This is a genomic window from Thermococcus sp. GR5 (assembly GCF_012027535.1).
Classification (GTDB): Archaea; Methanobacteriota_B; Thermococci; order Thermococcales; family Thermococcaceae; genus Thermococcus; species Thermococcus onnurineus.
This window is the reverse complement of record NZ_SNUN01000001.1, coordinates 237,886-264,027: the sequence shown is the minus strand read 5'-3', so window position 1 is coordinate 264,027 and position 26,142 is coordinate 237,886. Positions and strand designations below refer to the sequence as shown.

The window sequence follows — 26,142 nt, the reverse complement described above, 5'->3', positions numbered from 1 at the left end:
TTAAAGCCTTAGCGGATGCTCCAGAAGTAGTTAATCAGGCTCTGGGCGAGATCTTCAGAGACTATCTTGATGCTGACCTCGTGGTTCCAGTAGAGGGCGCTCTCGCTCCAGTTGTGACTCCCGAGGAAGACTGTCTTCCCGTCTATCACCACCGCCTTAGCGTGAAGCGTCGTTTCGGGCGAGTCAAAAGAAACATCCACGCCGTTGGCTTTCAGGTAATCGTAGGCGGCCTGATTGATGTCCGAGGAGTCCTCGAGCAGGACATGAACGCTGACTCCCCTCTTTTCGGCCTCTGCCAGGGCTCTTATGAGGTCGTTTGCCCAGTCGAAGCTGTCCGCGGGGTCGTACTTCATGGAGAACATCATTACGTAGATGCTCTCACCGGCGTTGTTTATGGTGTTGAGAACCTCATAGTAGTATTCATTATCGAGGAGTATTTCAAAACCTGCCTCATTTCCAAGGGCCTGCTGAATCAGACAGCTCTGGTATTTGGCCTTCAACGAGCTGAGCTCTCCTTCCTCTTCGGCCAATGTGGAGTTGAGCTCGGAGAGCTTTGAGACGCACAGGCTAAGATTCTCGGTCAGCTTGGTGACGTTGATTCCAGGCTCTATCACTTTTACCTTGGTATGGGTTTCGGTTACTGTTTCAGTGAAGGTGTGGGTAACAGTGAGTGTATGGTTCTGGATTTCAGTTATGGTGGTTGTCACGGTTTGAGTTCCACCCAGACAGCCCGCTGATAGAACAGTTATGATAAGCAGAAATGCCAGAGCTTTCTTCACGCGTACCACCATCCAATGGTGTACATCCAACTTGTGAATTTAACCTTAACGTAGGACAACCGTTAAAACCATGAACGGCCAAAGTTGTTGGGATGATGAGTCTAGATAGTAATAACTATCCTATTGTTGATTTTAACATGCTAACACCTCTCTTGTGGGTGGAAACTGAGGGATATTTAACCAATTTGGGTGAGTATTGTTCAGAGGGTAATAAATATGCTGGACACAATGTACAAAATACTTATAAACTTTGTAACCTTATGGATAATCTTTATAAAAACTGGATGAACAAACTGAAAGTGATGATGGGGGACTACATTAAATCATTAAGTGGGTCTGGAGTATTCCAGCAAGTTGCAACATATCAGGGTACAGAGCTGTTAGGATGGGCTAGGATTGAGCTCAAGAGAATATTTGCCAACTTAATCCAAGAACTGGTGAATGAAACTGGTCTTGATTATACCACAGTAGTAAAAGCCCTCCAAGACATCACTGAAGCATTGGTTGAGAGCAGAACAATAATGTTCACAAAAACACTCACAGAGAAGATTGTGAAACATTCAGGTGCCTATTACATTAAGGTACATGAAGATAAAATCAAAGAGATTACATGGGCTTACAACAAACTCAGAGAGCTTGGGTTGACCTCTGAAGGTTTCAAGATAGAGGCAAGGATAGATACTTTAGTTGGTTTTAACAATAGGCTATCAGCTAAGCTAGAGTTGAAGAAAAAGAATGGTTCCTATTATCTCTTCAAAGTACCAACAAAAGTAATTGGGAAACTAGAAAGTGCCTATGTGGATGTGGTCTTGGAATTAGATAATCCCACAGCCCAACTAATCTCTAGGGCTCACCAAGATGCTGACAAGGTAGTGGATTTTGTGAGACAAGTAATTGAGACTGGACAACTTATTGACTCAGCAAATCAAAGACCCTCCATTGAGCATTTGCTTTCTAATGTGCCCAGCCCAATGTCAACCCAAGGAACAATCTTCAATGTGCAACAACCAGATAACCTTCTCTCTTCCAATGCATTAAGTCCCCCACAAGTTTTGGATGATATCTCTCTTTCACAAAACAAGGAGGTGGGGAATATGGTGAAGGGTAGCCCTTCTTTCAAAGAGCTTGTTGAGAAGATGGTTGGTGAAGGTAAGAAGATACTGAAGAGCAAGAGTATGTACATAATATTTGATGACAACACAGTAGTCATTGACACCACAAAGGCAATTGATGAGTTCAAGAAATGGTCAATAAGAGACTTTGAATATGAGATGACTGAAAATGGCACAGTTAGGACAGTGAGATACACTGATTGGGATGAGTTTGTTAATGACAAAAATATGCCCCCAGCTATTGAAAAAAGCAGAAGGAACATCCTTCAGAGGATAAGATATGTTGAGGTCTTCTTAGAGTACACTCAAGGAGTTATCACTGAGGAGACTATAGAAGATTTCTTTGATTGGTTACAGTACAAAAAACCAGTAACTAATGGTGGAACTAAGAGGAGAGGGGTAAGCAAAGATACATTCAATAAATATAAGAGCCATATTAAAAAGTTCTTTGAGTTCTTAAAACTTAGGCACTACCAGGGCTATGTGTCCCAAGTAACTTATACTGCAAAAACAAAAAGGACTAATGGAGCTAAAGTTGTAGATGAAGATGACATTAAAAATCTGATTAAACAACTCATGGACTCAAACAAATTTACCCAAAAAGAAAAAGATGAGCTGATAGGGTTGGTTCTTCTGGAGGCAACTACAGGTCTTAGAACAAGTGAGGCACTTAGGCTAAAAGTTGGTGACATTGATTTTGGAAACAGGGTTGTCTTGGTTAGGTCTGAAATTACAAAGAAGAACTATAGTAGAATAGTCTATATTACTGAGGAGGTGGCAAGATACCTCAAGGACAATGTAGTTGGAAAGTACAATAAAAGCCCAAATGATTACCTGTTCAGTCCAAATATATCAGGATTTAAGGAATCAAGCAAGGGCAGGGTTACACAGAGACTTAAAAGGATAGGTATTGACTTTAACATGAAATCTCTAAGAAAGTTCTATGTTACAATGACTAGAAATCCTCCCAAGGAGGCCTTTGAGCTTCTTAAAACTAACAAGGCTCTGGACAGTCTGGAGTTCCTAACAGCTGGACACAAGACTTTGCAAATTGTTGAGAGTCATTATGACTACACAAAAACAAGTGTTGAGGAGATACTCAAAAAGGCAAAACTGCTGGATAGATTGTTGACTAGGAGAGAAGTTTATGATGTAGTATTTAATGGTATAAAGTTCTTAGAATGAAATATTTTTCATATTTCATAATTTTTGTGCCTTAAGTCATTTTTCTTGTTATTATACTATTGGGAACAACTCATGGAAGTGTGGAGCATAAAAGATGAAAAAGAAAACCCAACTTCTGAGGGTTACTTGACTGCAGTTGTGGGGGAAGATTTTCCCCAACCACCCCCAGACTTGGGGGGAAGTAATGGGACTAATATGAACTCCCCTCAAGAAAACAAAAGCCAAGGGGATTTAAACTCTCAAATGGGGAACCAATCTAAAGTTGACTATGAGGTATTGATAATGGCTATTAAGAGAGTTGTTAGTCCAGCAAGAAACTATGAGTTATTACCCTTACTGGTGTTGCTTCTCCACAACAAGCAACTGACTAGGGCTGAAATAAGAGCACTCTCAGAGAAATTGGCAAAAGAACTTCACCAGCACTTTCATAATTACTCTCTGAAATCCATCAACAATGCTCTGTCATCAGTTCTAAATAATGATTCAATAGTCACCATGATTAGGAGAGAGGGTAATGAGTACTACATGCTCAATGAGAGAGTCAGGACACTGATACTAGAGGAGTACTCTAAGTTGTATTTAAAAAAGAAAGAAAAAGAACTAGATAGTGAACTCATGGACTTAGACAAAGCAGTGGAAAAAGCTGTTGAAATTTTGAGGAGTGAGTATGATGAGAGAATTAAAAAACTGCTAACAGAAGATTCCTCTGGAATATTGGTTGTGGAATATGAAAAAGTCTTGTCTTTTTCAGGGCCTCTAGCTGAACTTATAAAACACAAGCCTGATGAGGCACTCAATGTTTTTTCTTCAGCTCTGAAATCTGTAATTATGGAGATGAAAGGAGAAGATTATGTGAAGGAATTTAATGTGGTATTTACTTCAGAGGCAACCCACAAAAGGCTGCTGGACATTGATGTGAGTAGGGATTTAAACAAACTAGTTACTGTTGAAGCCAAGATAATGGCTATTAGTAAACCCTTAATCTTTCACAAAAAATTAGTCTATGTATGCAGGGACTGTGGTAATGAAATGGCCAGACACCAAGATTTCTTGGTTCCAAGGTCATCTGAACATAAGTGTGATGCCTGTGGTTCTAGGAACATCATAATTGATGTTTACCAGAGTAAGGGGGTAGAACTTGTGGTATTCACACTTCAAGACCTCTTAGAGAATCTTGCCAGTAATGAGCAACCTCATGATTTCAGGGCATTCACCATCATCAACACCAAGAAAATAATGAAATTAGTTGGTCAAAAAGTTAAAATAACTGGAATTGTCAGGACAAAAATCCAGCTTGAATCTGAAAAGGCTACTACTAGTGAGGTTATCCTTGAGGTACTCCATGTCCAAGAACTAGAGCAAAAAACATTTTCAAAACTAAGCCAAGAAGATGTAAAGAGAGTTCTTGAGTTTAGGGCCAAATATTCTGACAAGGAAATTATAAATGCACTCATTGATAGTATAGCCCCAACCATTTATGTTGATAGGGAAAAGACCCCAGAGCTTTGGGCTATTAAAAAGTCAGTTTTAATTGCCTTAGTCTCTTCAAAGAAACTTGTCAATGACCAGAGAAAGTGGATTAATGTATTGGTGATAGGTGACAAGGGAAGTGGGAAGTCAAGGATTTTAGAAGACCTCAAAAAAGTCTTTCACTTGGAATTAGCTAGTGGTGGTGGCAGTACAAACCAAGTAGGTCTCATTGGAATGGCAAAGAATGATGAGTTAACCAAAAATTGGGTCTACAGGGCAGGTGCATTGGCCAGAGCAAATGGTTCAGTGCTTTTGATAGATGAGTTTGATAAATTAAAGGAAGATGATTACAAAGCCTTACACACTGTAATGAGTGTTGGTTATTATGTGTTTAACAAAGCAGACTTGAACTTGGAGGTAATGGCTAGGGAGTCCATAATTGCAATGGCAAACCCAATCAAGGGTATAATTTCAAACCAGAAGTCACTCTTTGAGCAGGTAGCTTTTAGTACAACCCTTTTAGACAGGTTTGACATCATAATAGGTCTCAGGACTTATGAAGAAGATGAAGTTATGAACAAGATTGATGAGAGGATATGGCAGGCAACTCTAGGGGAAATTAATAGAAAAGTCAGTGAAGAAGTTTTAGTGAAGTACATTGTATATGCTCAAGGAATTACTCCAATTTGGGATGAATCTGCAAAACAAAAACTCACTGAATTTGTAAAGAAGCTGAGAAAACATCTGAAGGACAGTGGGAGTTTCAGTTATTCTCATAGGCTTCTTATGAGCATGATAAACATCTCAGAAAGCATTGCTAGATTGAAGTTAAAAGATAGGGTAACAGATGAGGATGTTGATGAGGCAATTGAATTAATGACTATAGCAGTTAAGAGCTGGGGAGAGGATGTTGATTTTTCCTTGCTAAGTGAGTTATCCTATGATTTCACTGCAGACCAGAGAAGGCTCCTTGATACAGTTGAGGAAGTAATGGAAAGGCTTGGTGGTTATTACTCTCATGGGGTTCCTAGAGAAGAACTAGTTGATGCTCTTCAAGAGAAGCTGGGTTCAGTGGAGGATGTGAGAAAAGCAATAACACTTGCAATGAAGGTTGGTATCATCACAAAGATTGGGGATAATTGGATGCTTACAAGAGACACATAATGGAGACATGCCCTAAGTCACTTCTCTCTTAATTTTGTTTGGGAGGATTAATGGGTGCAAACATGACTCTTGTAATTATAGAAGACTTCATAATAGCACACCCCTTACTGTATACTTTTGTTTTAATCCTGATTTCAGCAATCTTGACAGTGATAATAAGGAAGCTGGACTTTTGTGGAGGCTTATGTATAATGACTTTAATTATTCTCATCATGAACTATGCCTCAAACAGGGCAGGTTTGACTTTGGTTAGACTAATCTATGAGTTCTGGGAGGTTGTCATAAAATATTTCTGTAATTTCTTCTGATAAGTTATCAAAAGACCACTTGAATGTGGTAGTGTGAGTACTCACTAGAAACTTGCCCTTACTCTTGCAGTAAACAACTTCTTCAGCCTCTTCACTTTCCAGGATTTTTATTAGCAGTCCAATGTACTTCTCCAATTTCTTAGCTATCTCCACTGCCTGCTGTTTGTCCTTCCCATTAATGAGCAATAACCTTACCCTCAAATAATTCATGAGTTTATAAGCCCAAGAACATGTTTGGTGAGTCAAACCCCAAAAGTTCCACTCTTCTTCAGTGAACCAGCTCACACCCTTTTTCCTGTCAGTTGTTGTATGCTCTTTAGTTATATTCACCATTGACTCTCTGCAATTTATGTGCACTGAAAACTGAAGTCTCTCACTTGCTCTCCTCATTATTATGTCCCTAGCCAATCTAATATAACAAACCCTCATATCTTTTGAGACTGCAATCTCATAATAATTACCCTCACTTTGTATGAATAATAACCTCAAGGTAATGGGGTCTTCATCATCAATAGGCATGTATGCATTCTCTATGATATCCACCTTGATACTCTCAACCATGAGTACCACCCTCTGGATTAATGCATTACTTTCTGGTCCCCACATTATCCAAGTAAAAAGCTACAGCACTATCAACCCATGAACTGAGTGAGTGCTTGAAGATTCCAGATAACTCTTTTATCTTATAATAGGGTCTCTCTTTGACAGAGAAAGTTCTCACTGTTGTCACTTCCCCTGCCATTTCATTAAGGTACTCTTCCATGAATTTTGAGAAATCCCTTCTGTGATGTAATGAATAATTGAGGGCTTTGATAATTATTCTAATCATGCTCTCCCCAGTCACAGCTGAGTACCATCTCAGCCTCTTGTAAGTGTTAACATACATGACAACATTCAACTTCCTGTATTTTGATTCACCCATTATCTATCACCATTAATTAATTAGAGCACTAATGACTTAGGGCATCAGAAAAGGTTATTTACTGCCTTAATGCAGTCCTTTTGGTGGTGAGTTATAATGGACAAGGAAGTACCACTAACCACTTTCATCAAAAAATCTAATTCCAAAAAATTAGAGGGGGCTAAAATGGAAAAGAGAATTAACAAAGCACCAGACTTAATAGACAAAGAGCAATTAAAGAGCTGGCTTTTGGATGGTGCCAATATTCTCAGGAACAGGGTTGATTACATGCCTTACATTTTGACTCTCCTATTCTACAAAAGACTCTCAGATGTATATGAGGATGAGTATTGGGAAGTTCATGAAGAGGTTTTCAACAAGATGAAAGACAAGATTGGTGAAGAGAAGGCAAAGGAACTTGCTGAAATGGAGGCTAGGAAAAAGAGTTGGCACAAGTATCAGATACCAGAGGATTGTCTTTGGGAGAAAGTCAAGAACACCCCTGTAAACATTGGTGAGAAATTGAATGAGGTTCTTATGAAAATTGAAGAGCACAATGAAAGCCTTAGGGGACTTCTAACTAGGGTAGATTTCAATAAGAAAGATGTACTCCCAGACCAAAAGCTTAGGCAGTTGATTGACCACTTTGATAAATACAGGATTGGAAAGAATGTTAGCCCTGACATCCTTGGTGAGGCATATGAATACCTTGTTGAGCAGTTTGCCCTCACCAGTGGAAAGAAAGGTGGAGAATTCTTTACCCCCAAAGAAGTTGTTAAAGTCCTTGTTAAAATCCTTGACCCCAAGGATTATGAGGAGGTTTATGACCCAGCATGTGGAACTGGTGGAATGTTGATAACTGCCTATTACCATATAATAGAGAATGGTGGTGACACCAAAAAGGCAAAGTTCTATGGACAGGAAGTCAATGATATGACTTATGTGATTGCCAGAGTGAATATTGTAGTTCATGACATCAAGAATGCTGACATAAGGCATGGTGACACCTTCTTTGAACCCAAATTCACAGAGGGTGGAAAGCTAAAGAAATTTGATGTTGTCCTAGCAAATCCACCTTGGAATGACAAGAATCTAAAGGGCCTTGAAGAGGACATCAAGAAGGCACCCTTTAGTGGGGAGAGATTTCCTTTTGGAATCCCACCCTTGGGGACCTCAGCTGACTGGTTGTGGATTCAGCACATGCTTGCAAGTGCAAGAGATGACACTGGTAGGGTGGGTGTAGTAATTGACAATGGTGCCCTCTTCAGAGGAGGAAAGGAGAAGGACATCAGGGCAAAGATTGTTGAAAAGGACTGGATAGACACTATAATAGCACTTCCTGAAAAACTGTTCTATAATACAGGTGCCCCTGGTGTTTTGATAATATTCAGAAAGAACAAGCCTGAAGAGAGAAAAGGTAAGATACTCTTCATTAATGCAAGCCAAGATTATGAAGAAGGCAAAAGACAGAACAAGCTTAGGCCTCAAGACATTGATAAGATTGTGAATGCATACAATAAATTCAAAGACATTGAGGGTTATGCAAGAGTTGTCAGCTTAGAAGAGATAAGGAACAATGACTACAACTTGAATGTCACCCTGTATGTGACACCTATAATTGAGAAAGATAAGATAGATATCAAGAAAGTGTGGGATAAAATTGAGGCTCTTGAAGATGAGAGGAGTTCCCTTAAGGCAAGAATAGAGGAATACCTTAAGGAGCTCCAGGTGATTTAATGGAGATTTGGAACACCATTTTTTCATTCATTAATTATTTTGCCTCTTTCATTGCATTCATAGTCTGGGGAATTATTAGAATGGTCAGCTTTGTAGTGAGCTTGCTGTCTTCAAGGGCATTTATAACATACATCCCCCAGCAAGTTATAGAACTGATAGGCCCCCTGGCAATGTTGTGGGTAGGAGCTGAAGTTGAGGAGTACTATACCCCAAGACCTGTGATATTTCTGAATGCCATTGCCATAAACCTCCATTTTCTTGCCTTGGGATGGGATTCCATGTGGGTCAGACTTTACATGAACTTGGGCCTTATCTTTGGTGGGCTTGCATGGTGGTCTTATGAAGAGGAGTTTAGCATGCACTCCACATTTTATGACTGGGCTAGATTGCTTTATGGTACTGGCACATGTGGGTTAGTGATACTTATGACATGGATGTGGGAGCATTTATTTAGTGCAATACCCTAAGGTGGTATTAAGATGGAAGAGAAACCAACACTACTAGCAAGACTGTGGCTCTTCCTTAGTTCTTATGTGCCCCTATGGATTATCCTGCTAGTTCAGACTTATGATGGAGTTACTGGTTTTCATACCATTCTTTTTGTGTTGCTAATTGTATCCTCCTTGGTATCTTTATTTAGATTCTTGAGTGTGGCAAGACAAAAGTTGAATGTTGGTGAGGGTGAGAGGATTTGTGATAACTTCATAGTGGTTGATGATTACCAAGAGATGAATCATGTGTACCTTGAATATCTGGTTACTTATGTTGTCTCCTTACTCTCCTTTATCCCATCAGGCCAAGATGTGAGAAACCTCCTAACCTTTGTGGTCTTCATGGGATTGGTATTCATTTTGTACCTTAGGGCAAACCTCATTTATGCCAATCCTGTACTGGGTGCATTAGGGTACAATATATTCAAAGTAAAAAACAGGGAATCAGGTCAGTGGGTCTTATTAATAACCAGAAAAGATAAAATACTAATTGCAGATAAAACTAACCCAGAGAGGCTTTGTGTATCAAGCCTATCAGGTAACATCTACCTGGAGGTTGAAGACTGATGGATGAGCCTGAAAAGAGTATGGTTCTTGCAAGGGGTCAAACAATTATAACCCTGAAGAAGTTTCATTCAAAGATTAATGAAGTTGCAGATATGACAGTTGATGTGTACCTTGTGGAGAGTACTGGTAAGAAGACAAAAGACCCAAGAACTTGGTTCAGGACTCATAACCTGATTCTTCCCACCAGTTACAGAAGAAAGATTGTAAAGCTGTTTAACCAAAAATTCTTGAGGGTCATCAACAAGATATCAAAAGATGACACTGACTTCACAAACTTCTTTGATTATAACAGGCCATTTTCAGGTGGAGTTGTCAGGTATATTGAACCACATCATGTCCCTGGATTTAGAGTGATATGGAACCAGATAAAACAAGGAGGTTCCAAGTCATCAACATCAGCCAAGGGTGTGAAGTCTATTGTGGGGTATGTTCTTGATATACAGTTTAAAGATGGGGGTAGAGTGGCATTCTTTGTGAAAAATAGGAGGTCATTCATTCTCAAGAAGAACAGCATCATGGTAGGGTTGTTCAAAAGGAGACTTTCATTGGCAACTGATGACTACACATCCATCCCCTTAGCAATTGATTCAATATACTTTGAGTTCCCAGGCAATGAGGATAGTGATGGTTGGTTGTTGGTGTTGAACACAGGATATTTTGAATCATTCTTCAAGTACTATGAGCACTACAAACAAATTACTCAGGAGACAATATCAAAACTCAAAGATTCTGGATTTATTGAGTTTGAAAATGAGGAGAAGGTTATGAAGTATGCTCTCAGTACAGTGACAATATTTAGGACACTAACCCAGCTCCAGAAGACTAAATTCTTCAGTTTTATAACAGCTGATGGAATTGACACAGGTTCAGAAAGATACAGAAATTTTGTCAATGACTTGTTAGACCAGCTGGAGGTTCTTAGTGCAAAGGAAAGGCCAAACCTTAAGGTAACTGAAGATGGTGAGCATATTAAAATTAAGATTGAAGACAAAAAAGGCTTGAAGCAGTTCATAGAAATATGCCAGAGGAAATACATAGCAAGTGTTGGCAAGAGAAGTGGAGTGGTTAGACTTTATGAGGTAAAGGGTGGAGTAAGGGAACTTAAGCAAGTTCCCCTTGATGCATGGTTGAGAGCAAAACCAGAGGGTGAAACTGCATGAGTGATGAATTTAAAGAGACACCAATTGGGAAGATACCTAAGGATTGGGACTATGTTAGTATTAGGGACATCATCCAGTATGTGAAAGGAAAAAAACCAGAAATAACATCCAATGAATCTCAAGATGGATGGTTACCTTATCTTTCTACTGAATATTTAAGGACAGGAATCCCTTCATACTTTGTCAGGCCTACTGGGAAAGAAGTTTTTGTAGAACCTGGAGACATCTTAATATTATGGGATGGTTCAAATGCTGGGGAGGTTTTTCTTTCTAAGGGAGAGGGAATCTTGTCCTCAACAATGGTGAAATTGAAAATAAAGGAGGACTTATATGATAAGTTGTTTGTATTCTATCTACTAAAGCACAAAGTTGAGCCTATTTTAAAGAGTCAAACCAAGGGCACTGGAATACCTCATGTAGACAAGAAGATTCTTAACTTGTTACAAATTCCACTCCCCCCACTCCCAGAGCAGAAGAAAATAGCTGAAATCCTCTCAACCATTGACAAGGCCATTGAAAAAACTGATGCCTTAATCCACCATTACCAGCAACTCAAGAATGCCTTAATGCAGAAGCTGTTCACTGAGGGGATTGGGCATATAAAGTTCAAACCCAGCCCCTTAGGGCAAATCCCTGCTGAGTGGGATGTTGTCAAGATTGGGGACATAATTGAATTTGCTCAGTATGGGCTCTCAATAAAGATGTATGATGAAGGCCAGTACCCTATTGTCAAAATGGATAGTATAATCAATGGGAAAGTTATGCCTGTGAATCTAAAATATGTGGACTTGGATGAAGAAACATTCAATAAATTTAAACTAGAAAAGGGAGATGTCTTGGTCAATAGGACAAACAGTTATGAGCTTGTGGGCAAGACAGGGATTTTCATGCTTGAGGGGGACTATGTTTTTGCTTCCTATCTTATCAGACTTAGGCCCAAAAAAGATATTGTTGACTCAGCCTTTTTGACATATTACCTGATACTGTCTCAGGACAGGCTGAGGCAAATTGCAACTAGGGGAGTAAGTCAAGCCAATATCAATGCAACCAATCTAAAGAAATTCCTGGTACCACTACCCCCACTTGAAGAACAAAAAAAGATAGCCCAAATTCTCATGACCATTGATAACAAGATTGAGGCTGAGATGAAAACAAAAGAAGAGCTTGAGAAACTCAAGCAGGGGATGATGGACAAACTTCTCACTGGAAAAGTGAGAGTTAAGGTGGGTGAGGGAAGTGGATAAAAAGCTTGACCCAAAGATGGAGGAACTCCTGGACATACTAAAGCAGGCTGAAGAGGGAAAACTTGTATTGCCCCAGTTCCAGAGGGACTTTGTGTGGTCTAGGCAAGATATTGAGGATTTGCTTGTATCTCTCCTCAATGGTTACTTTGTGGGAACTTTTTTGTTCCTCAAGACAGACCCTACCCAACCACCATTTAAGTGGAGGCCAATCCAGGGTGTCAGTTTGCCAGTTGATGGAAATGGTAATTATATTGCAGAACCAGAGGTCATGATTCTTGATGGCCAGCAGAGGATAACCTCACTTCACTATGTGTTTTATGCACCTCCAAAAGATGTTGTCACTCCAAAGCATACCAAGAGGAGATACCTTTTCTTCCTAAAGCTTCAAGAATTGGAAAAAGGTAATGTTGAAGAAGCTGTATTCAGTGTAAATGAAAATGATGCTGAGAAGTACTTGGACAAAGAATCTCAGTTTAAGCACAAAATAGTTCCATTTACAGAGCTTTCCAGTAAGGAGAAGTGGAAGATATGGAAGGGAGCATTTGTTGAGTATCATATTGAACAGTACTCTAAGGCTCTAAGGGATGAAAATGTTGGATTTGATGAGGGCTGGAGATTGGTTCAAGAGTACAGGAAATCACTAGAAAAGAAAATTAATGTGTGGGAACAGTATATTAACAATCTCCTAGAGTTTGAGGTTCCAGTCCTATACTTACCAAAAATTGAACCAGACAATAAACAAAAACTTGGTGAGGTCTGCACAATATTTGAGAAGATGAACAGCACTGGAGTTAGGTTATCAGTCTTTGACCTCTTGACTGCCAGGCTGTATAAAGATGATATTGACCTTCACAAAATATGGCAGGACACTGTTGATTCATTTGAGGGCATCAGAAAGTTGTCTGAGGACAACCCAGACCTCTTTAAAGTGTTGCTACTCAGGGCACTAGGCCTTATGAGAGTGCTCAGGGACAAGGATAAGGACAAGGGTGAGAAGGAGATTAGTGATGTTAAAAATAGGTCTTTAATTAATTTGTCACCAGTGGATTTTGAGTCAGATTGGTGGATTATGGCAAAGTATTTTGACAGAGCCATTGAGAGAGTTATGAGCACCAATCCACAAGGATTTGGGGCATTCCTGCCAAAGTGGGTTCCTTACAAACCCATGCTCCCAGTTTTGGCAACACTCCTCTACTATGTGGAGGGCACCAGAGAATTATCACCAATAGAAAAGAGCAGGGCTTACACACTAATAAAGCAGTGGTACTGGAGTTCAGTATTCACTGAGAGGTACAGCAGTGCTGTTGAGTCAAAGTCCTTGAGTGACACATTGGAACTAATAGAAGCTTTCAAGAAGCCTGAATCCATACCCTCAATGATTAATGAAGCCAGAACAAGAATATCATCTCTGAATCTGTATACAGTCTCAAGGAGTGGTAGTGCAATTTATAGAGGCATTATGAACTTAATTGCATTAAACCATGCAAGAGACTTTCTCCAAGTTGATGCCATAGAATTCCATAACTTAGAAGACCACCATATATTCCCCAAAAACTTCCTAGAGAAGAAGATGGAGATTAAAGACAAATCTAAAATTAACACTATACTCAATAGAACCCTTATCACTGATGAGACCAACAGGAAAATTTCAGCAACATCACCAAAAGAGTATATTGACTGGATTCCTGGTGATTTGGAAGAGGTGCTTAAGCCTCATTTTATTGACTCTGAGTGCATTGAAGCCATGAAAGAAAACAATTATGAGAAGTTCCTAGAAAGGAGGAGGATGCTTATTCTAAACAAAGTGCAAGAACTTATTGGTGGGGGAGGGGAGGATGCCAACTCCTGAAGAGAGGATATCTGAGTATCCATTTATCAATATCCTGTCCAAGGAACTTGGCTGGGAGTATGTGCCTCCTTCAGAATTAAAGAAGGAGAGGGACTACAACTCAGCCCTGCTTAAGGATAGGCTGATGAGGGCTCTCCTCAGGATAAATGCTGGAAAGATAACTGAAGAGGATGCAGAGCAGATAATTAAAAAGCTGGAGTATCTCCCCCACACTATAGAAGGGAACAGGGAGTTCCTAGAGATTTTGAAGAATGGCCTTTCCTTCAAGCCCAGAGGTTCAAAGTTCCACAAGACAATATGGTTGATTGATTATGAGAACCTTGAGAATAATGAGTTCTTGGTAACTAGGCAGTTCTATATTAAAGAAGGTGAGAACAGAAGGAGACCAGACATTGTTCTGTTCATCAATGGAATTCCAGTTGTGGTGATTGAGGTCAAAAGCCCCACTACTGAAAGTGAAACTCTTGAAGTTGCATACCACCAAATAAAAGATTATGAGTCTGCTGTTCCCAAGCTGTTTGTCTTTAATCAATTCAACATCATCTCAGATTGGACTGAGGTTCTTTATGCCCCAACCTTTTCAGATGCTCCCTTGGACATGTGGGGGAGATGGAAAGACCCCTATCCTTACAAGCTTGATGTGACTTATGATGAAGACCCCATTAGAGTGACTGCATATGGTATGTTATCAAAGGAGAACCTAATTGACATAATCAGAAACTTCATATTCTTTAGGCATGAGAAAAATAAGCTTGTGAAAATAATGTCAAGGTACATGCAATTTAGAGCCACAAATAAAATCCATGACAGGGTTCTCAGGACTTATCTTGGGGAGGACAACAAAAAGACTGGACTTATATGGCACACCCAAGGTTCAGGAAAAAGTTTGACCATGTTTTTCACAGCTTGGAAACTATACAGGACAGAAGAACTTGATAATCCAACAATAGTCATAGTGGTTGACAGAGATAATTTGGAACAACAAATGTTTGAGACATTCCAAAAGCACAAGTTCAATGTTAAGAGAGCCTCCTCAATACCAAAATTAATTGAGATGCTATACAATGATGAGAGAGGCATAATACTAACTACTGTTCAGAAGTTCCAAGAGCCTAGAGAATCAGAGGATAAGGAGAGAACAAGGAGATACAGAGAGATGTTTGAAGCCTTGAAGAGTGGAAACCACCCAATAAACAAGAGGCAGAATGTTATAGTTCTAACTGATGAGAGCCACAGGAGTCAGTATGGTATTCTAGCCATAAACATGAGGGCCATGCTTTCCAATGCATTCATTTTTGGTTTTACTGGTACACCAATAGCAAAAGATGAGAGGAACACCTTTGAAAAATTCAACCCTCCAGGGGAATTATATTTGGACAGGTATTCTATTGAGGAGTCAATAAAAGATGGGTTTACAGTCCCAATTTATTATCAGTACAAGGGAGTCAAATATAAGGTGGACAAGGAGTTAGCTGACAAATTATTTGAATCAGAGTTCTGGATGCTAGATGAAGAGACCAAGAAGAAACTCCAGAAGAAGGTTGATAGAAGACTTCTCCTGAAACTCAGGAAAAGGATTAGACTTGTGGCTAAAGATATTGCAGAGCACTACCAAAAATACATAGAACCCTTGGGCTTCAAAGGACAAGTGGTTGCAGTGAACAGATGGGCCTGTGCCTATTACAAAGAGGAGCTGGATAAGTATCTCCCTCCAGAGTGGAGTGAGGTTGTGTTCTCACCAAGAGATGATGACCCTCCAGAGCTGGAGAAATATCATAAGAGCAGGGAGGAGATTGAGGAAATTGTTGAGAAGTTCAGGCATGGGGACACCCCTAAGCTCCTTATTGTGACAAACATGCTACTAACAGGATTTGATGCCCCAGTGAATCAGGTCATGTATCTAGATAAATACTTGAGAGACCACAATTTATTACAGGCCATTGCTAGGGTAAACAGGCCTGCACCTGGAAAGGAGTTTGGATTAGTGATTGATTATAGTGGGGTGTTTGAGAACCTGAAGGAGGTTCTCAATTTCTACCAAGAGGACATTAAAGGGGTGGCATACAATTATGACTCACTAAAAGAGGGCTTCAAGAACCTGTATAATGAACTTGTGGAATTTTTGGGTGGTATTGACCAAGTTAATAAAAACACCCTTGATTACTTTGTCATTAACTACCTGAGGGACCCAGTCAAGGCCAAGTTCTTTGAGGAAAAATACCAGCAACTTGCAAAATTGTTTGAGTTCATTTCTCCAGACCCATTTCTGGCACCATATCTTGACACTTATAAGAAAATAACTGCCATTTACAAGGCCTATGTGAGAAAATACAAGGGCAAGAAAGGTAGGAAGTTCAGGGAGTACTATAAGAAAACTGAGAAAATAATTGAGAAGAGTGTAGAAGCTAAGGAAATTGAAGACAAATTCCCAGTAATTAAATTTGATGTTGACTACCTGGAGAAACTATCATCAAAGGTTGAGAAAGGGGAAGCTAATGACTCAAAACTTATTGACCTCACAGTGGTATTGAAGAAATGGTCTGAGAGAAATAAAAACAAAGGCCCTGCATATCAAAAGTTATCTGAAAGAATTGAGAAGCTGATAAAAAGAATCTATGAAAATGCTGAGAAGATACAGGAATTCAGCAAGCAACTTCATGAACTAGCCCAGGAAGTCATTGAGATTGAGAAGGAACCTATGAAATATGGCCTTAGTTCTGAGGAGTTTCTCCTAATGTCATTCCTCCATGAAAAACTAGGTGTTGATAAACAGACAGCAAGGAAGTATGTACTTGAACTGAAAGAGGAACTCAAAGACAAAATGTTCAGTGGTTGGACTACTAGGGAGAGTGCTAGGGCTGAGGTTGAACAGAGTGTCAGATTGTTCTTGCTGGTTAAATTGGCTGAGAGAAACTTAGAACCTAGTGAGCTTGAAAGGACACTAGATACTATTCACCATGAGTTCTTTGAGCTGTTGGTAGAGAACTTTGATGAGGGTTGGAAGTGAGCATAGGCCTTTACTCAGATATCCCACTTTTAATTGAAGTTAGGGATGTCAAGTTAGCTAGAATAATAATTAGGCCTGATGGTATTGTCAAAGTTGTGGTTCCTAAGGGGTATGATGTAGAGCACCTGTTATCCAAGAAGAAGGACTGGATTCTTCAGCAACTCTCACAAATTGAGCAGTACCAAAAAATTGCATTGAGTGAGAACTTTTACCTTTTTGGGAAACCAGTTAGATTAGAGGTTAAGTATCATAATGGTCAAGGTAGTAGGTTGACCATTCTAGACCACAAGGTCATTTTATCTGTTCCTGAATCTAAGAGGGGGCAGGAAATTAGCCTTCTTGAAAAGGAGCTTAGAAAACTACTCAGAAATAAGCTGAATGAAATCTTGGTCCACTATTCCAGACTTTTAGGGGTTAAATACAATAGAGTCTCAATAAAGAAGCATAAGAGTAAATGGGGGAGTTGCTCCCACAAAAATAATCTTAACTTCAACTTGGCTCTTCTATCCCTTCCAGAGGATACCATGAGGTATGCTGTTATTCATGAGCTTGTCCACTTGATTGAGAAAAAACACACTAAAAAATTCTGGCTTATTGTTGGTTCATTGATTTCAGACTATAAAAAACATGAAAAAATTTTGGAGGAGCATTGGATAATTGTTTGGAATAATGAGATTTGGAGGCAATTATTAGGGCTATTTTAAAATACTGTGGGTATGTATCTTATGGCCTTGATGTTAGGCAGCTGGGACAGCTTCTTAGCTTCTTCAGTGGTTACATAGCCACTAATCTTTTTCTCTTCCACATCTCTTAACTCAAACTCAGGGGTACCAGAGTCAAACCAGAATATCTCCATAGATTTCTCACCCATATTAACTTCCAGCTGGTACTCTTTTGCAATACTAGAGACATGCTCAATAAGTTTGTTTATGGTGGGCACTATTGTGGTCTCAACTATGCCCTTAAGAAGTTCATTCACTTCAGTGTCTGAGTGCTCAAGTTCATACACTGTTTCTTTAGCAACCATCTCCCCCTTTTTATTAAGCCCAATGGTGTATCTGAATTTAATACTCCCACCTTTAACAACAGCTTGATAAATAATGTCTAGACTAATGTGGGTGTTGAATCTGTTGTTCACTTCAAAAAATATCTGGTGGACTCCCACCTCCCCTGCACTCTCTGAAAATTCACCCAGCTTCTTCTTCAGTGGGTTGACTATGTACCTCTGCTTCACTAGACCCTTTTCAGTATCAACAACTTCAATGGCTCCCTTGTCCTCAAACAGGTATAGAAGGTAGTCATCCAACTCTATTCTGTTATCCACAACTCCTCCACCAGCAATTCTGGTGGGGATGTCACTCCACTCAACATCCTTTGTTGTGGTTTGGATTTTTCCAGTCTCTACCATCTTGTTAACACCTCAGGATGTTGTCAATAATATATTGTCACTTTTCCTATATAAACTTTACTATCTTGTTAACAAAATACCATGTTATTAACTACAAAAACACTTATAAACAAAATATTATAACAGTTTATGGGGGTGACAAAATGGGGAAATCTAATGGAACAAGGGATAATCCTGATTATCAACAACTTATCAGTAAAAGAAAACATGTGGCCCTCAGTATAGACTCTGCTATAATGCTTGAACAAGTGACTGGTTGGCTAGTACATCATACAGGGTTAAATATTACACATTCTGACTCAGTGTATATGCTTGCAAAATTGTTTAATGAACTTGTTGAAGAGCATGATGAGGTGTTCTTTAAGGCAGTTGCATATGGTGTTGCCCATAAAGTTTTGAGAATTGAATTGTCAGGGTATAGGAAGAAAAGCATAAATGAAGTTGCTGTTAAGCTAAATATTAATGTTGGGGTATTCACAACAATACTCCATTACATATCTGATATGAGAGGAAGGAGCCCAGATGATGAAGAACTAAGGAAAAGAGCTAAATCTGTTGTGAGGTTACTAGAAGAGTACAATGATTCTCTTTATGATGAGTTTAAGAATGCCCTGATACAGATGACAAAAGTTCTGCTAGATGGGACTATTGACAAATATATGCTGGAGAATATCAAAAACTATAGGGGTCTCCTTAAGTTTTTCAATAAACTTTCTGAGACCTCAGGACAATCATCATTGTCTGATTTTATTGATTAGAAAAGTGTATATACAAGTATGCATCAGTATTCACATGGTGATTATTATGGGAGAGAAAGTTAGAACAACTGTGCTTATCTCTAGGGAGCTTCACCAAAAAGCAAAGGATAAGGGTATAAACTTGAGCAGGCTTCTTGAGAAGGCCTTAATGATAGAGCTGGAGCTTTTGGAAAGTCTTGACTTGAAGAGGGAGGAGTTTCTTAGGCAAGGACTTTTGGAGGATAAGGTTAAGAGTGGGGATGAAAAACTTGGTGGTGGGATGATGAGTCTGGAGCCCCCTGATTGGTGAGGAAGTTTCGCGGGGCTGACCGCTATGGTAAAGCGCTGGCTGTGTAAAGACCTTTATGATGAGATTGAGAGGCTTGAGCGTTCCATCATTGAACTGGAGGAGCAGATAGTCGAGCTTCGAATGCAGCTCAACATGAAGGTCGACGAGGCTAATAGGCTCGCCATAGAGAACACCAGTCTGAGACACAAAGTTGAGATGATGGAGCGTCGCGAGAAGCGCCTTAAGGAGCTCCTTGCAAAGCTCAAAGTCCCTCTTGTTGTCGTTGATGAGGAGCAGTTTGAGGATGTGGACGTTGACCTCGAAGCTGATTTGAAAGACTAACAAAAACCTTAATTAGGCTCCGGCTCTTTTTACTTCAGCTTAAAAAGAGGTGATGCTCATGAGCATGGACATGACCACGCGCATGTTTAAAGAGGAAGGGTGGATGAGAAAACAGTGCCCTAAGTGCGGAAAGTTCTTCTGGACGCTCGACCCAGAGAGGAAAACCTGCGGGGACCCTCCGTGTGACGAGTATGGATTCATCGGTAAGCCTGGCATTCCAAAGAAGTACACCCTCGACGAGATGCGCGAGAAGTTCCTGAGCTTCTTTGAAAAGCACGGCCACGGAAGGGTGAAGCGCTATCCTGTTCTGCCAAGATGGAGGGACGACGTTCTCCTCGTTGGTGCTTCAATCATGGACTTCCAGCCGTGGGTAATCAGCGGTGAAGCCGATCCTCCAGCCAATCCGCTCACCATCTCACAGCCCTCGATTCGCTTTACCGACATAGACAACGTTGGAATAACCGGCAGGCACTTCACGATATTTGAGATGATGGCGCACCACGCCTTCAATTACCCCGGCAAGCCGATATACTGGATGGACGAGACGGTTGAGCTCGCTTTCGAGTTCTTCACCAAGGAGCTCGGTATGAAGGCCGAGGACATAACCTTCAAGGAGAACCCCTGGGCTGGCGGTGGAAACGCCGGACCTGCCTTCGAGGTCCTTTACAGGGGTCTTGAGGTTGCAACGCTAGTTTTCATGCAGTACAAGAAAGCTCCTGAAAACGCTGACCCAAGTCAGGTCGTTGAGATAAAGGGCGACAAGTATGTCCCGATGGAAACGATGGTCGTTGATACCGGTTACGGCCTTGAAAGGCTTGTCTGGATGAGCCAGGGTACTCCCACAGCCTACGATGCCGTCCTCGGCTACGTCATAGAGCCACTCAAGAGGATGGCTGGGATAGAGAAAATAGACGAGAGAATCCTGATGGAGAACTCTAAACTGGCCGGAATGTTTGACATCGAGGACATGGGAGATTTGAGAGTTCTCCGCCAGGAAGTTGCCAAACGCGTCGGCATAAGCGTTGAGGAGCTGGAGAAGCTGGTAAGGCCCTACGAGCTTATCTATGCGATAGCCGACCACACCAAGGCCCTAACATTCATGCTCGCTGATGGAGTCATCCCGTCCAATGTCAAGGCGGGCTACCTTGCAAGACTCCTCATAAGGAAGGGCATAAGGCACCTCCGTGAGCTTGGTCTGGAAATGCCGCTGGCGGAGATCGTTGCCATGCACATCAAGGAGCTTTCGCCGAGCTTCCCTGAGTTTAAGGAGATGGAGGATGTAATCCTTGACATCATCAACGTTGAAGAGAAGCGCTATCAGGAAACCCTCAGGCGCGGAAGCGACTTGGTGAAGCGCGAGATAGCCAAACTCAAGAAGAAGGGTGAAAACGAGATTCCGCTTGAAAAGCTCATCCTATTCTACGAGAGCCACGGACTGACGCCGGAGATAGTGGCGGAAATAGCTCAGAAGGAGGGTGTTAAGGTCCACATACCCGACAACTTCTACACTCTCGTCGCCAAGGAGGCCGAGAAGGAAGAAAAGAAGGAGGCCGCCCAGTACGTCGTTGACTTCGAACTCGTGAAGGACTTGCCCGACACGAGGACACTCTACTACGAGGACCCGTTTATGAAGGAGTTCGACGCGGAGGTTCTCAGGGTAATCGATGACTGGGTCGTTCTTGACCGGACCGCATTCTACCCCGAGGGCGGCGGTCAGCCCTACGACACGGGCGAGCTGAACGGAGTTAAAGTTACCAACGTCCAGAAGGTCGGAAAGGTTATCCTCCACAGGGTTGAGGAGCCCGAGAAGTTCAAGGAGGGCATGACCGTCCACGGAAGGATCAATTGGGACAGGAGAATCCAGCACATGCGCCACCACACGGGAACCCACGTCCTCATGGGTGCCCTGGTTAGGGTTCTCGGAAAGCACGTCTGGCAGGCTGGTTCTCAGCTTCATACCGACTGGGCCAGGCTGGACATATCCCACTACAAGCGCATAACCGAGGAGGAGCTCAGGGAGATAGAGAGGCTCGCCAACAGGATAGTTATGGAGAACAGAAGGGTAACCTGGGAGTGGCTTCCAAGGACTGAAGCCGAGATGAAGTACGGCTTCAGGCTCTATCAGGGCGGAGTTGTGCCGGGCAGGATTATCAGGGTGCTCAGGATAGAGGACTGGGATGTCCAGGCCTGTGGTGGAACCCACCTGCCGAACACCGGCCTTGTAGGTCCGATTAAAATCCTGAGAACCGAGCGCATACAGGACGGTGTTGAGAGGATAATCTTCGCCGCGGGAGAGGCCGCCGTAAACTGGATGCAAGAAACTGAGAGAATCCTCAAGAGAACAAGTGAGGTCTTCCGCGTCCCGCCCGAGAAGTTGCCAGAGACTGCCGGGAGATTCTTCAACGAGTGGAAGGAGGCAAGGAAGGAAGTTGAGAAGCTCAGGAAGGAGCTGGCGAAGCTCCTCGTTTACGAACTTGAGGACAGAATCGAGAGGGTCGGGGAAGTCGAGTTCATTGGCGCAGTCGTTGAGGGAACCATGGACGACCTCCGCGAGGCGGCAAACAAGCTCAGGAAGGATAAGAGAGTTGTCCTCCTCATCAGCAGGGAGGGCCACTTCGTCGTTGCCGTTGGCGATGGCCTCGACCTTAAGGCCGGCGAGCTTGCGAAGGTGATAACAAGCGTTGCCGGCGGTGGCGGGGGTGGAAGAAAGGAGCTCGCCCAGGGCAGGATAAAGAACCCCCTGAAGGCCGAGGAGGCTATAGCCGAGGTGAAGAAGCGCCTCGGCTGATTTTTAAACTTTTCTTGGTGGTCAAAATCAAGGTCAAGACCCTGACCAGGCAGGTTGTAGAGTTCTGCTCTGAACTCGGGCTAACTGCTATCCCTGAGTACAGGACTCCAGACGGGACGAGGATAGACGTGGCGATTCTGAATGGCGGACAAAAGCTCCTCGCCATCGAGCTTGAGGCTTCCTTCAAGTGGTTTCCTCAAAGGCTCCTCTACGACGTTGTCAAGGCCCATAGGGCGGGGTTTCCGGAGCTTTGGGTTGTAACGCCTTTTAGAAACGTGAAGCCGGGTTGGGTTCTGAACTACGCTGAGGAGTTAGGTGTGAGACTTAAGGTGCTCCCTCCAGAAGAGCTGGAAAAGGAAATAGCTGGAATCAGGGCTTCCTCTCTTCTTTCCAATACTTGACGTAGATTACGTCTTCAGCGTGCCAGACTGGTATCTTGTCTCCCTTTATGGTTATCTCCACCTCCCCGTTCTCATAGATGAGTTTCTTTGTTACGTCTTGTGGGAGCTGAAACTGGATGTAGACTTCATCGGGCACGGTGTCTTTGTCTATGGTGACTTTGAACTCGTTGGTGCCTTTGTAGTTTTCATTCCCGTATCTGATGAGGTATGAGGTTCCCTCTGGGAACTTTATTGTCAGCTCGAAGGAGTTCACGTGGGGACTAATCTTCATAGTAAAGAGCCCGACGCCGTCCTTTGTGATGAACGTAACGCTTTGGTTGTTGGTGTAGAAGACTTCCCTGTACTCTATGCTCGCAGGGGGAATTTGTGACGTACTGAGGGCGTAGGCCGCGAGCGCTATTGTGATTATTGCCATTATTGTGAGCGCCTTGTTCATGGTATCACCCCAGAATATTTTGCTCCTGCCGTTATTAACCCTTTTGTGTAAGTGTTTACAATAGAGAAAAAACAGGCGGGCTCAAAGTCCAGTTGGCTCGTCGATGAAGAAAACCTCAACGTCGAACTTCTCTTTAACGAGCGGCATCAGCGCCTTTACGCCGAGCGTTTCTGTCTTGTAGTGGCCGGCAACCGCGACGCTTATCCCAAGATCCAAGGCGGTTAAATAGTTGGCGTGTGTAAACTCTCCGAGAACGAATAGGTCAACGTTCTTTCTCTTTGCTTCCTCCAGTGCAAAGCCGCCAGCGCCTGTTATGGCTCCAACGCGTCTTATCTCCCTCACCCCGAACTCGTAGGTCTTAACTGTCGTGTCCAGCTTCTCCGCGAGAACCTGTGCCACTTCCTCCACCGGCTTTGTCTCCTCAAACTCCCCGATATAACCTATCGTGACCCCTCCGTACTCGCCGAAGGGCTCCTTCGGTTCAAGCCCGAGAAGTTTGAGTAGTTGGACGTTGTTTCCGACCTCAGGGTGGGCATCTAAAGGCACGTGGGCGACGTAGAGGTTTATGCCAGCATCGAAGAGCGCCTTAAGCCTGCGGTATGTCACTCCGGTCACGTAGTCTATGCCACCCCATATCATGCCGTGGTGGACTATCATCATGTCAGCTTTGGCCCTGGCGGCTCTCTCTATCGTTCTGAGCGTCGTGTCAACGGCAAAGGCTATCCTCTCAACTTCCTCCTTTCCCTCTACCTGAAGACCGTTCTTTGACTTGTCAGGGAAGGCATTAATGTTGAGGTATTCGTTGAGAAATGCGACTATCTCGTCTCGCGCGACCATTTCGACCACCAAACTTAATCCCCGCGAGAGCTTTTAACGTCTCCGTATTCACTATACTGAATATCTCGGGCAACATCTCCGACCAGCTAACCTTTTAAAAGGCCTGCCCAACTCGCTCCGAGAGGTGTTGGTATGGGTGGGAGTGACAACTTCAGGCGAGCGGTTGAGGAGCTTGCGAGGGCAGTTTTGGCGGGCGAGATTAAAACGCGGGACGAGCTTAACCGCTACAAGATAATCGTCTCTAGGAAGTATCACCTCTCCAAAATTCCCGGCAACTCGGACATCTTGAAGGCTATACCTGAGGAAGAGCGCGACCGCTTTAGGGGTCTGCTCCGGAGGAAGCCGACCAGAACGATAAGCGGCGTTGCAGTCGTTGCCATGATGACCAAGCCTTTCCCCTGTCCCCACGGACGCTGCATCTACTGCCCGGGCGGTCCGAGCGTTGGCTCTCCTCAGAGCTATACTGGAAAAGAACCTTCCGCTCTGAGGGCCGTCCAGAGCGCTTACCACCCCTATATCATCATGATGCGCAGGCTAAAGCAGCTCACTGACATAGGCCACGACGTGGACAAGGTCGAGGTCATAATCCAGGGTGGAACTTTTCCAGCGGTTGATCTGGATTACCAGGAATGGTTCATCAAGTGCGCCTTCAAGGCCATGAACGACTTCCCGCACTTCAGGGACATAGAAAACCTCGAGGAGAAGCTTGTCCGCCTGATAGTCCACGGAGATAAGTCCGTCCTTGACGAGGACCCGAAGTTCAAGGAGGCCTGGGAGAAGACGCACAGAAAGCCCTACTATTATCTCGAAGATGAGCAGAGGAAGAACGAGAAGGCTAATGTGAGGATGGTCGGATTAACGATAGAGACCCGCCCGGACTGGGCCTTCGAAAGGCAGATTGACAGGATGCTCAAGCTGGGAACGACGCGCGTTGAGCTCGGTGTTCAGACGATTTTCAACTTCATCCACGAGAGGACCAAGCGCGGCCACGGTGTTGAGGAGATAGTTAAGGCTACCCAGCTCCTCCGCGACGCTGGGTTGAAGATAAACTACCACATAATGCCTGGTCTGCCCGGGAGCAACTTCGAGAGGGATTTGTACACCTTCAGAGCAATATTCGAGGATGCTCGCTTCAGGCCGGACATGCTGAAGGTATACCCGACCCTTATTACCGCCGACGCTCCTCTCTACCGCTGGTGGAAGGAAGGTAAATACCGGCCATACCGCACGGAGGAAGCTGTTGAGCTTCTCGTCGAGGCCTACAAGCTCTTCCCCAAGTGGGTTCGCGTCATGAGAATCCAGCGCGACATCCCGGCAAAGCTCATCGTCGACGGCGTCAAGCACTCCAACCTTGGACAGCTTGTCTTCAACGAGCTGATTAAGAGAGGAATTCGTCCGAGGGAGATTAGGTTTAGAGAGGTTGGCCATATGATGCAGAAGTTCGGTGTGGAGCCCGAGATGGAGCACATCGAGCTTCTTAGGGAGGACTACGATGCAGCTGGCGGTAAAGAGATATTCCTCAGTTTTGAGGATACGAAGAATGACATCCTCATAGGCTTCCTCCGCCTGAGGATTCCGAGTGAAAAAGCCCATCGGAAGGAGATAAACTGCTGTCCTTCGGCCATTGTCAGGGAGCTCCATGTCTACGGTCCGCTCGTGCCGATTGGCGGGAAACCGAAGTACGAGTGGCAGCACCGCGGCTATGGACGGGAGCTTCTTGCTGAGGCGGAGAGGATTGCCCGCGAGGAGTTTGACGTCAAGAAAATGCTTGTCATAAGCGGCGTAGGTGTGAGGGAGTATTACCGTAAGTTTGGCTATCGGAAGAACGGTCCGTACGTTGCCAAAAGGCTTGACAAAAGCTACGCAGACTTTGGCAAGAGCAAAAGCTTCGATGCACACTTAAACACTTAAAGGAACAGATAAAAAGGCT

Annotated in this window: 22 protein-coding genes; 16 read left to right on the top strand and 6 right to left on the bottom strand. The window is 43.0% G+C overall.

Going from position 1 to position 26,142, the window contains the following annotated elements:
* Nucleotides 1-8: 8 nt before the first annotated feature.
* Entirely contained in the window at nucleotides 9-791 is a 783-nt protein-coding gene (locus tag E3E33_RS01260) for a phospholipase D-like domain-containing protein (protein ID WP_167711306.1), read from the bottom strand.
* An 80-nt stretch (nucleotides 792-871) separates the two neighbouring features.
* Here E3E33_RS01260 and E3E33_RS01255 point away from each other — a divergent pair, with 80 nt between their 5' ends.
* Entirely contained in the window at nucleotides 872-3,076 is a 2,205-nt protein-coding gene (locus E3E33_RS01255) for a site-specific integrase (RefSeq protein ID WP_167712056.1), read from the top strand.
* Between the two features lie 72 nt (nucleotides 3,077-3,148).
* The gene (locus E3E33_RS01250) at nucleotides 3,149-5,710 is read left to right on the top strand and encodes an AAA family ATPase (RefSeq protein WP_167712055.1); all 2,562 of its coding nucleotides are present in this window, start codon (nucleotides 3,149-3,151) and stop codon (nucleotides 5,708-5,710) included.
* Between the two features lie 254 nt (nucleotides 5,711-5,964).
* Here E3E33_RS01250 and E3E33_RS01245 read toward each other — a convergent pair whose 3' ends face one another.
* Nucleotides 5,965-6,579, bottom strand: coding sequence for a hypothetical protein (locus E3E33_RS01245; RefSeq protein WP_167712054.1), 615 nt, complete (start codon nucleotides 6,577-6,579; stop codon nucleotides 5,965-5,967).
* A gap of 25 nt (nucleotides 6,580-6,604) precedes the next feature.
* Nucleotides 6,605-6,940, bottom strand: coding sequence for a hypothetical protein (locus E3E33_RS01240; RefSeq protein ID WP_167712053.1), 336 nt, complete (start codon nucleotides 6,938-6,940; stop codon nucleotides 6,605-6,607).
* A 96-nt stretch (nucleotides 6,941-7,036) separates the two neighbouring features.
* On the opposite strand from E3E33_RS01240, the gene E3E33_RS01235 reads away from it, so the two are divergent.
* Genes E3E33_RS01235 through E3E33_RS01200 form a run of 8 tightly spaced genes read left to right on the top strand, consistent with a single transcriptional unit; the run spans nucleotide 7,037 to nucleotide 17,678 of the window.
* The gene (locus E3E33_RS01235; RefSeq protein ID WP_167712052.1) at nucleotides 7,037-8,656 is read left to right on the top strand and encodes a type I restriction-modification system subunit M; all 1,620 of its coding nucleotides are present in this window, start codon (nucleotides 7,037-7,039) and stop codon (nucleotides 8,654-8,656) included.
* Nucleotides 8,656-9,123, top strand: a complete 468-nt coding sequence (locus tag E3E33_RS01230; protein WP_167712051.1) for a hypothetical protein — start codon at nucleotides 8,656-8,658, stop codon at nucleotides 9,121-9,123. The genes E3E33_RS01235 and E3E33_RS01230 overlap by 1 nt, the downstream gene beginning before the upstream one ends.
* Before the next feature lie 12 nt (nucleotides 9,124-9,135).
* The gene (locus E3E33_RS01225) at nucleotides 9,136-9,714 is read left to right on the top strand and encodes a hypothetical protein (protein ID WP_167712050.1); all 579 of its coding nucleotides are present in this window, start codon (nucleotides 9,136-9,138) and stop codon (nucleotides 9,712-9,714) included.
* Nucleotides 9,714-10,874 (top strand): Kiwa anti-phage protein KwaB-like domain-containing protein, encoded by a 1,161-nt coding sequence (locus E3E33_RS01220; protein ID WP_167712049.1) that lies wholly within the window; start codon nucleotides 9,714-9,716, stop codon nucleotides 10,872-10,874. The genes E3E33_RS01225 and E3E33_RS01220 overlap by 1 nt, the downstream gene beginning before the upstream one ends.
* Nucleotides 10,871-12,118 (top strand): restriction endonuclease subunit S, encoded by a 1,248-nt coding sequence (locus tag E3E33_RS01215; protein WP_167712048.1) that lies wholly within the window; start codon nucleotides 10,871-10,873, stop codon nucleotides 12,116-12,118. Before E3E33_RS01220 ends, E3E33_RS01215 begins: the two co-directional genes overlap by 4 nt.
* Entirely contained in the window at nucleotides 12,111-13,967 is a 1,857-nt protein-coding gene (locus E3E33_RS01210; protein WP_167712047.1) for a DUF262 domain-containing protein, read from the top strand. The genes E3E33_RS01215 and E3E33_RS01210 overlap by 8 nt, the downstream gene beginning before the upstream one ends.
* On the top strand, nucleotides 13,939-16,974 hold the full coding sequence (locus E3E33_RS01205) for an HsdR family type I site-specific deoxyribonuclease (protein WP_167712046.1): 3,036 nt from the start codon (nucleotides 13,939-13,941) through the stop codon (nucleotides 16,972-16,974). Before E3E33_RS01210 ends, E3E33_RS01205 begins: the two co-directional genes overlap by 29 nt.
* A complete protein-coding gene (locus E3E33_RS01200; protein WP_167712045.1) occupies nucleotides 16,971-17,678 on the top strand; it encodes a YgjP-like metallopeptidase domain-containing protein in 708 nt (235 codons plus the stop codon). Before E3E33_RS01205 ends, E3E33_RS01200 begins: the two co-directional genes overlap by 4 nt.
* Here the strand turns inward: E3E33_RS01200 and E3E33_RS01195 are convergent.
* Nucleotides 17,675-18,382, bottom strand: a complete 708-nt coding sequence (locus tag E3E33_RS01195; protein ID WP_167712044.1) for a hypothetical protein — start codon at nucleotides 18,380-18,382, stop codon at nucleotides 17,675-17,677. The two genes, E3E33_RS01200 and E3E33_RS01195, sit on opposite strands and share 4 nt — an antisense overlap.
* Nucleotides 18,383-18,525: 143 nt before the next feature.
* Here E3E33_RS01195 and E3E33_RS01190 point away from each other — a divergent pair, with 143 nt between their 5' ends.
* From E3E33_RS01190 to E3E33_RS01170, 5 genes are read left to right on the top strand one after another with little or no spacing between them, the layout of a single operon-like run.
* On the top strand, nucleotides 18,526-19,140 hold the full coding sequence (locus E3E33_RS01190) for a hypothetical protein (RefSeq protein ID WP_167712043.1): 615 nt from the start codon (nucleotides 18,526-18,528) through the stop codon (nucleotides 19,138-19,140).
* 34 nt (nucleotides 19,141-19,174) lie between these two features.
* A complete protein-coding gene (locus tag E3E33_RS01185; protein ID WP_167712042.1) occupies nucleotides 19,175-19,429 on the top strand; it encodes a type II toxin-antitoxin system CcdA family antitoxin in 255 nt (84 codons plus the stop codon).
* A 24-nt stretch (nucleotides 19,430-19,453) separates the two neighbouring features.
* Nucleotides 19,454-19,750, top strand: a complete 297-nt coding sequence (locus E3E33_RS01180) for an initiation control protein YabA (protein ID WP_167711450.1) — start codon at nucleotides 19,454-19,456, stop codon at nucleotides 19,748-19,750.
* Between the two features lie 58 nt (nucleotides 19,751-19,808).
* The gene (gene alaS / locus E3E33_RS01175; RefSeq protein ID WP_167711463.1) at nucleotides 19,809-22,538 is read left to right on the top strand and encodes an alanine--tRNA ligase; all 2,730 of its coding nucleotides are present in this window, start codon (nucleotides 19,809-19,811) and stop codon (nucleotides 22,536-22,538) included.
* 17 nt (nucleotides 22,539-22,555) lie between these two features.
* A complete protein-coding gene (locus E3E33_RS01170) occupies nucleotides 22,556-22,939 on the top strand; it encodes a hypothetical protein (RefSeq protein WP_167711449.1) in 384 nt (127 codons plus the stop codon).
* Here E3E33_RS01170 and E3E33_RS01165 read toward each other — a convergent pair.
* Entirely contained in the window at nucleotides 22,908-23,375 is a 468-nt protein-coding gene (locus E3E33_RS01165) for a hypothetical protein (RefSeq protein ID WP_012572693.1), read from the bottom strand. The two genes, E3E33_RS01170 and E3E33_RS01165, sit on opposite strands and share 32 nt — an antisense overlap.
* An 81-nt stretch (nucleotides 23,376-23,456) precedes the next feature.
* Nucleotides 23,457-24,212, bottom strand: coding sequence for a Nif3-like dinuclear metal center hexameric protein (locus tag E3E33_RS01160; RefSeq protein ID WP_167711462.1), 756 nt, complete (start codon nucleotides 24,210-24,212; stop codon nucleotides 23,457-23,459).
* A gap of 132 nt (nucleotides 24,213-24,344) precedes the next feature.
* Here E3E33_RS01160 and E3E33_RS01155 point away from each other — a divergent pair, with 132 nt between their 5' ends.
* Nucleotides 24,345-26,123 carry a tRNA uridine(34) 5-carboxymethylaminomethyl modification radical SAM/GNAT enzyme Elp3 gene (locus tag E3E33_RS01155; protein WP_167711448.1) on the top strand — a complete coding sequence of 593 codons (1,779 nt, stop codon included), beginning with the start codon at nucleotides 24,345-24,347 and terminating at the stop codon, nucleotides 26,121-26,123.
* Nucleotides 26,124-26,142 lie beyond the last annotated feature (19 nt).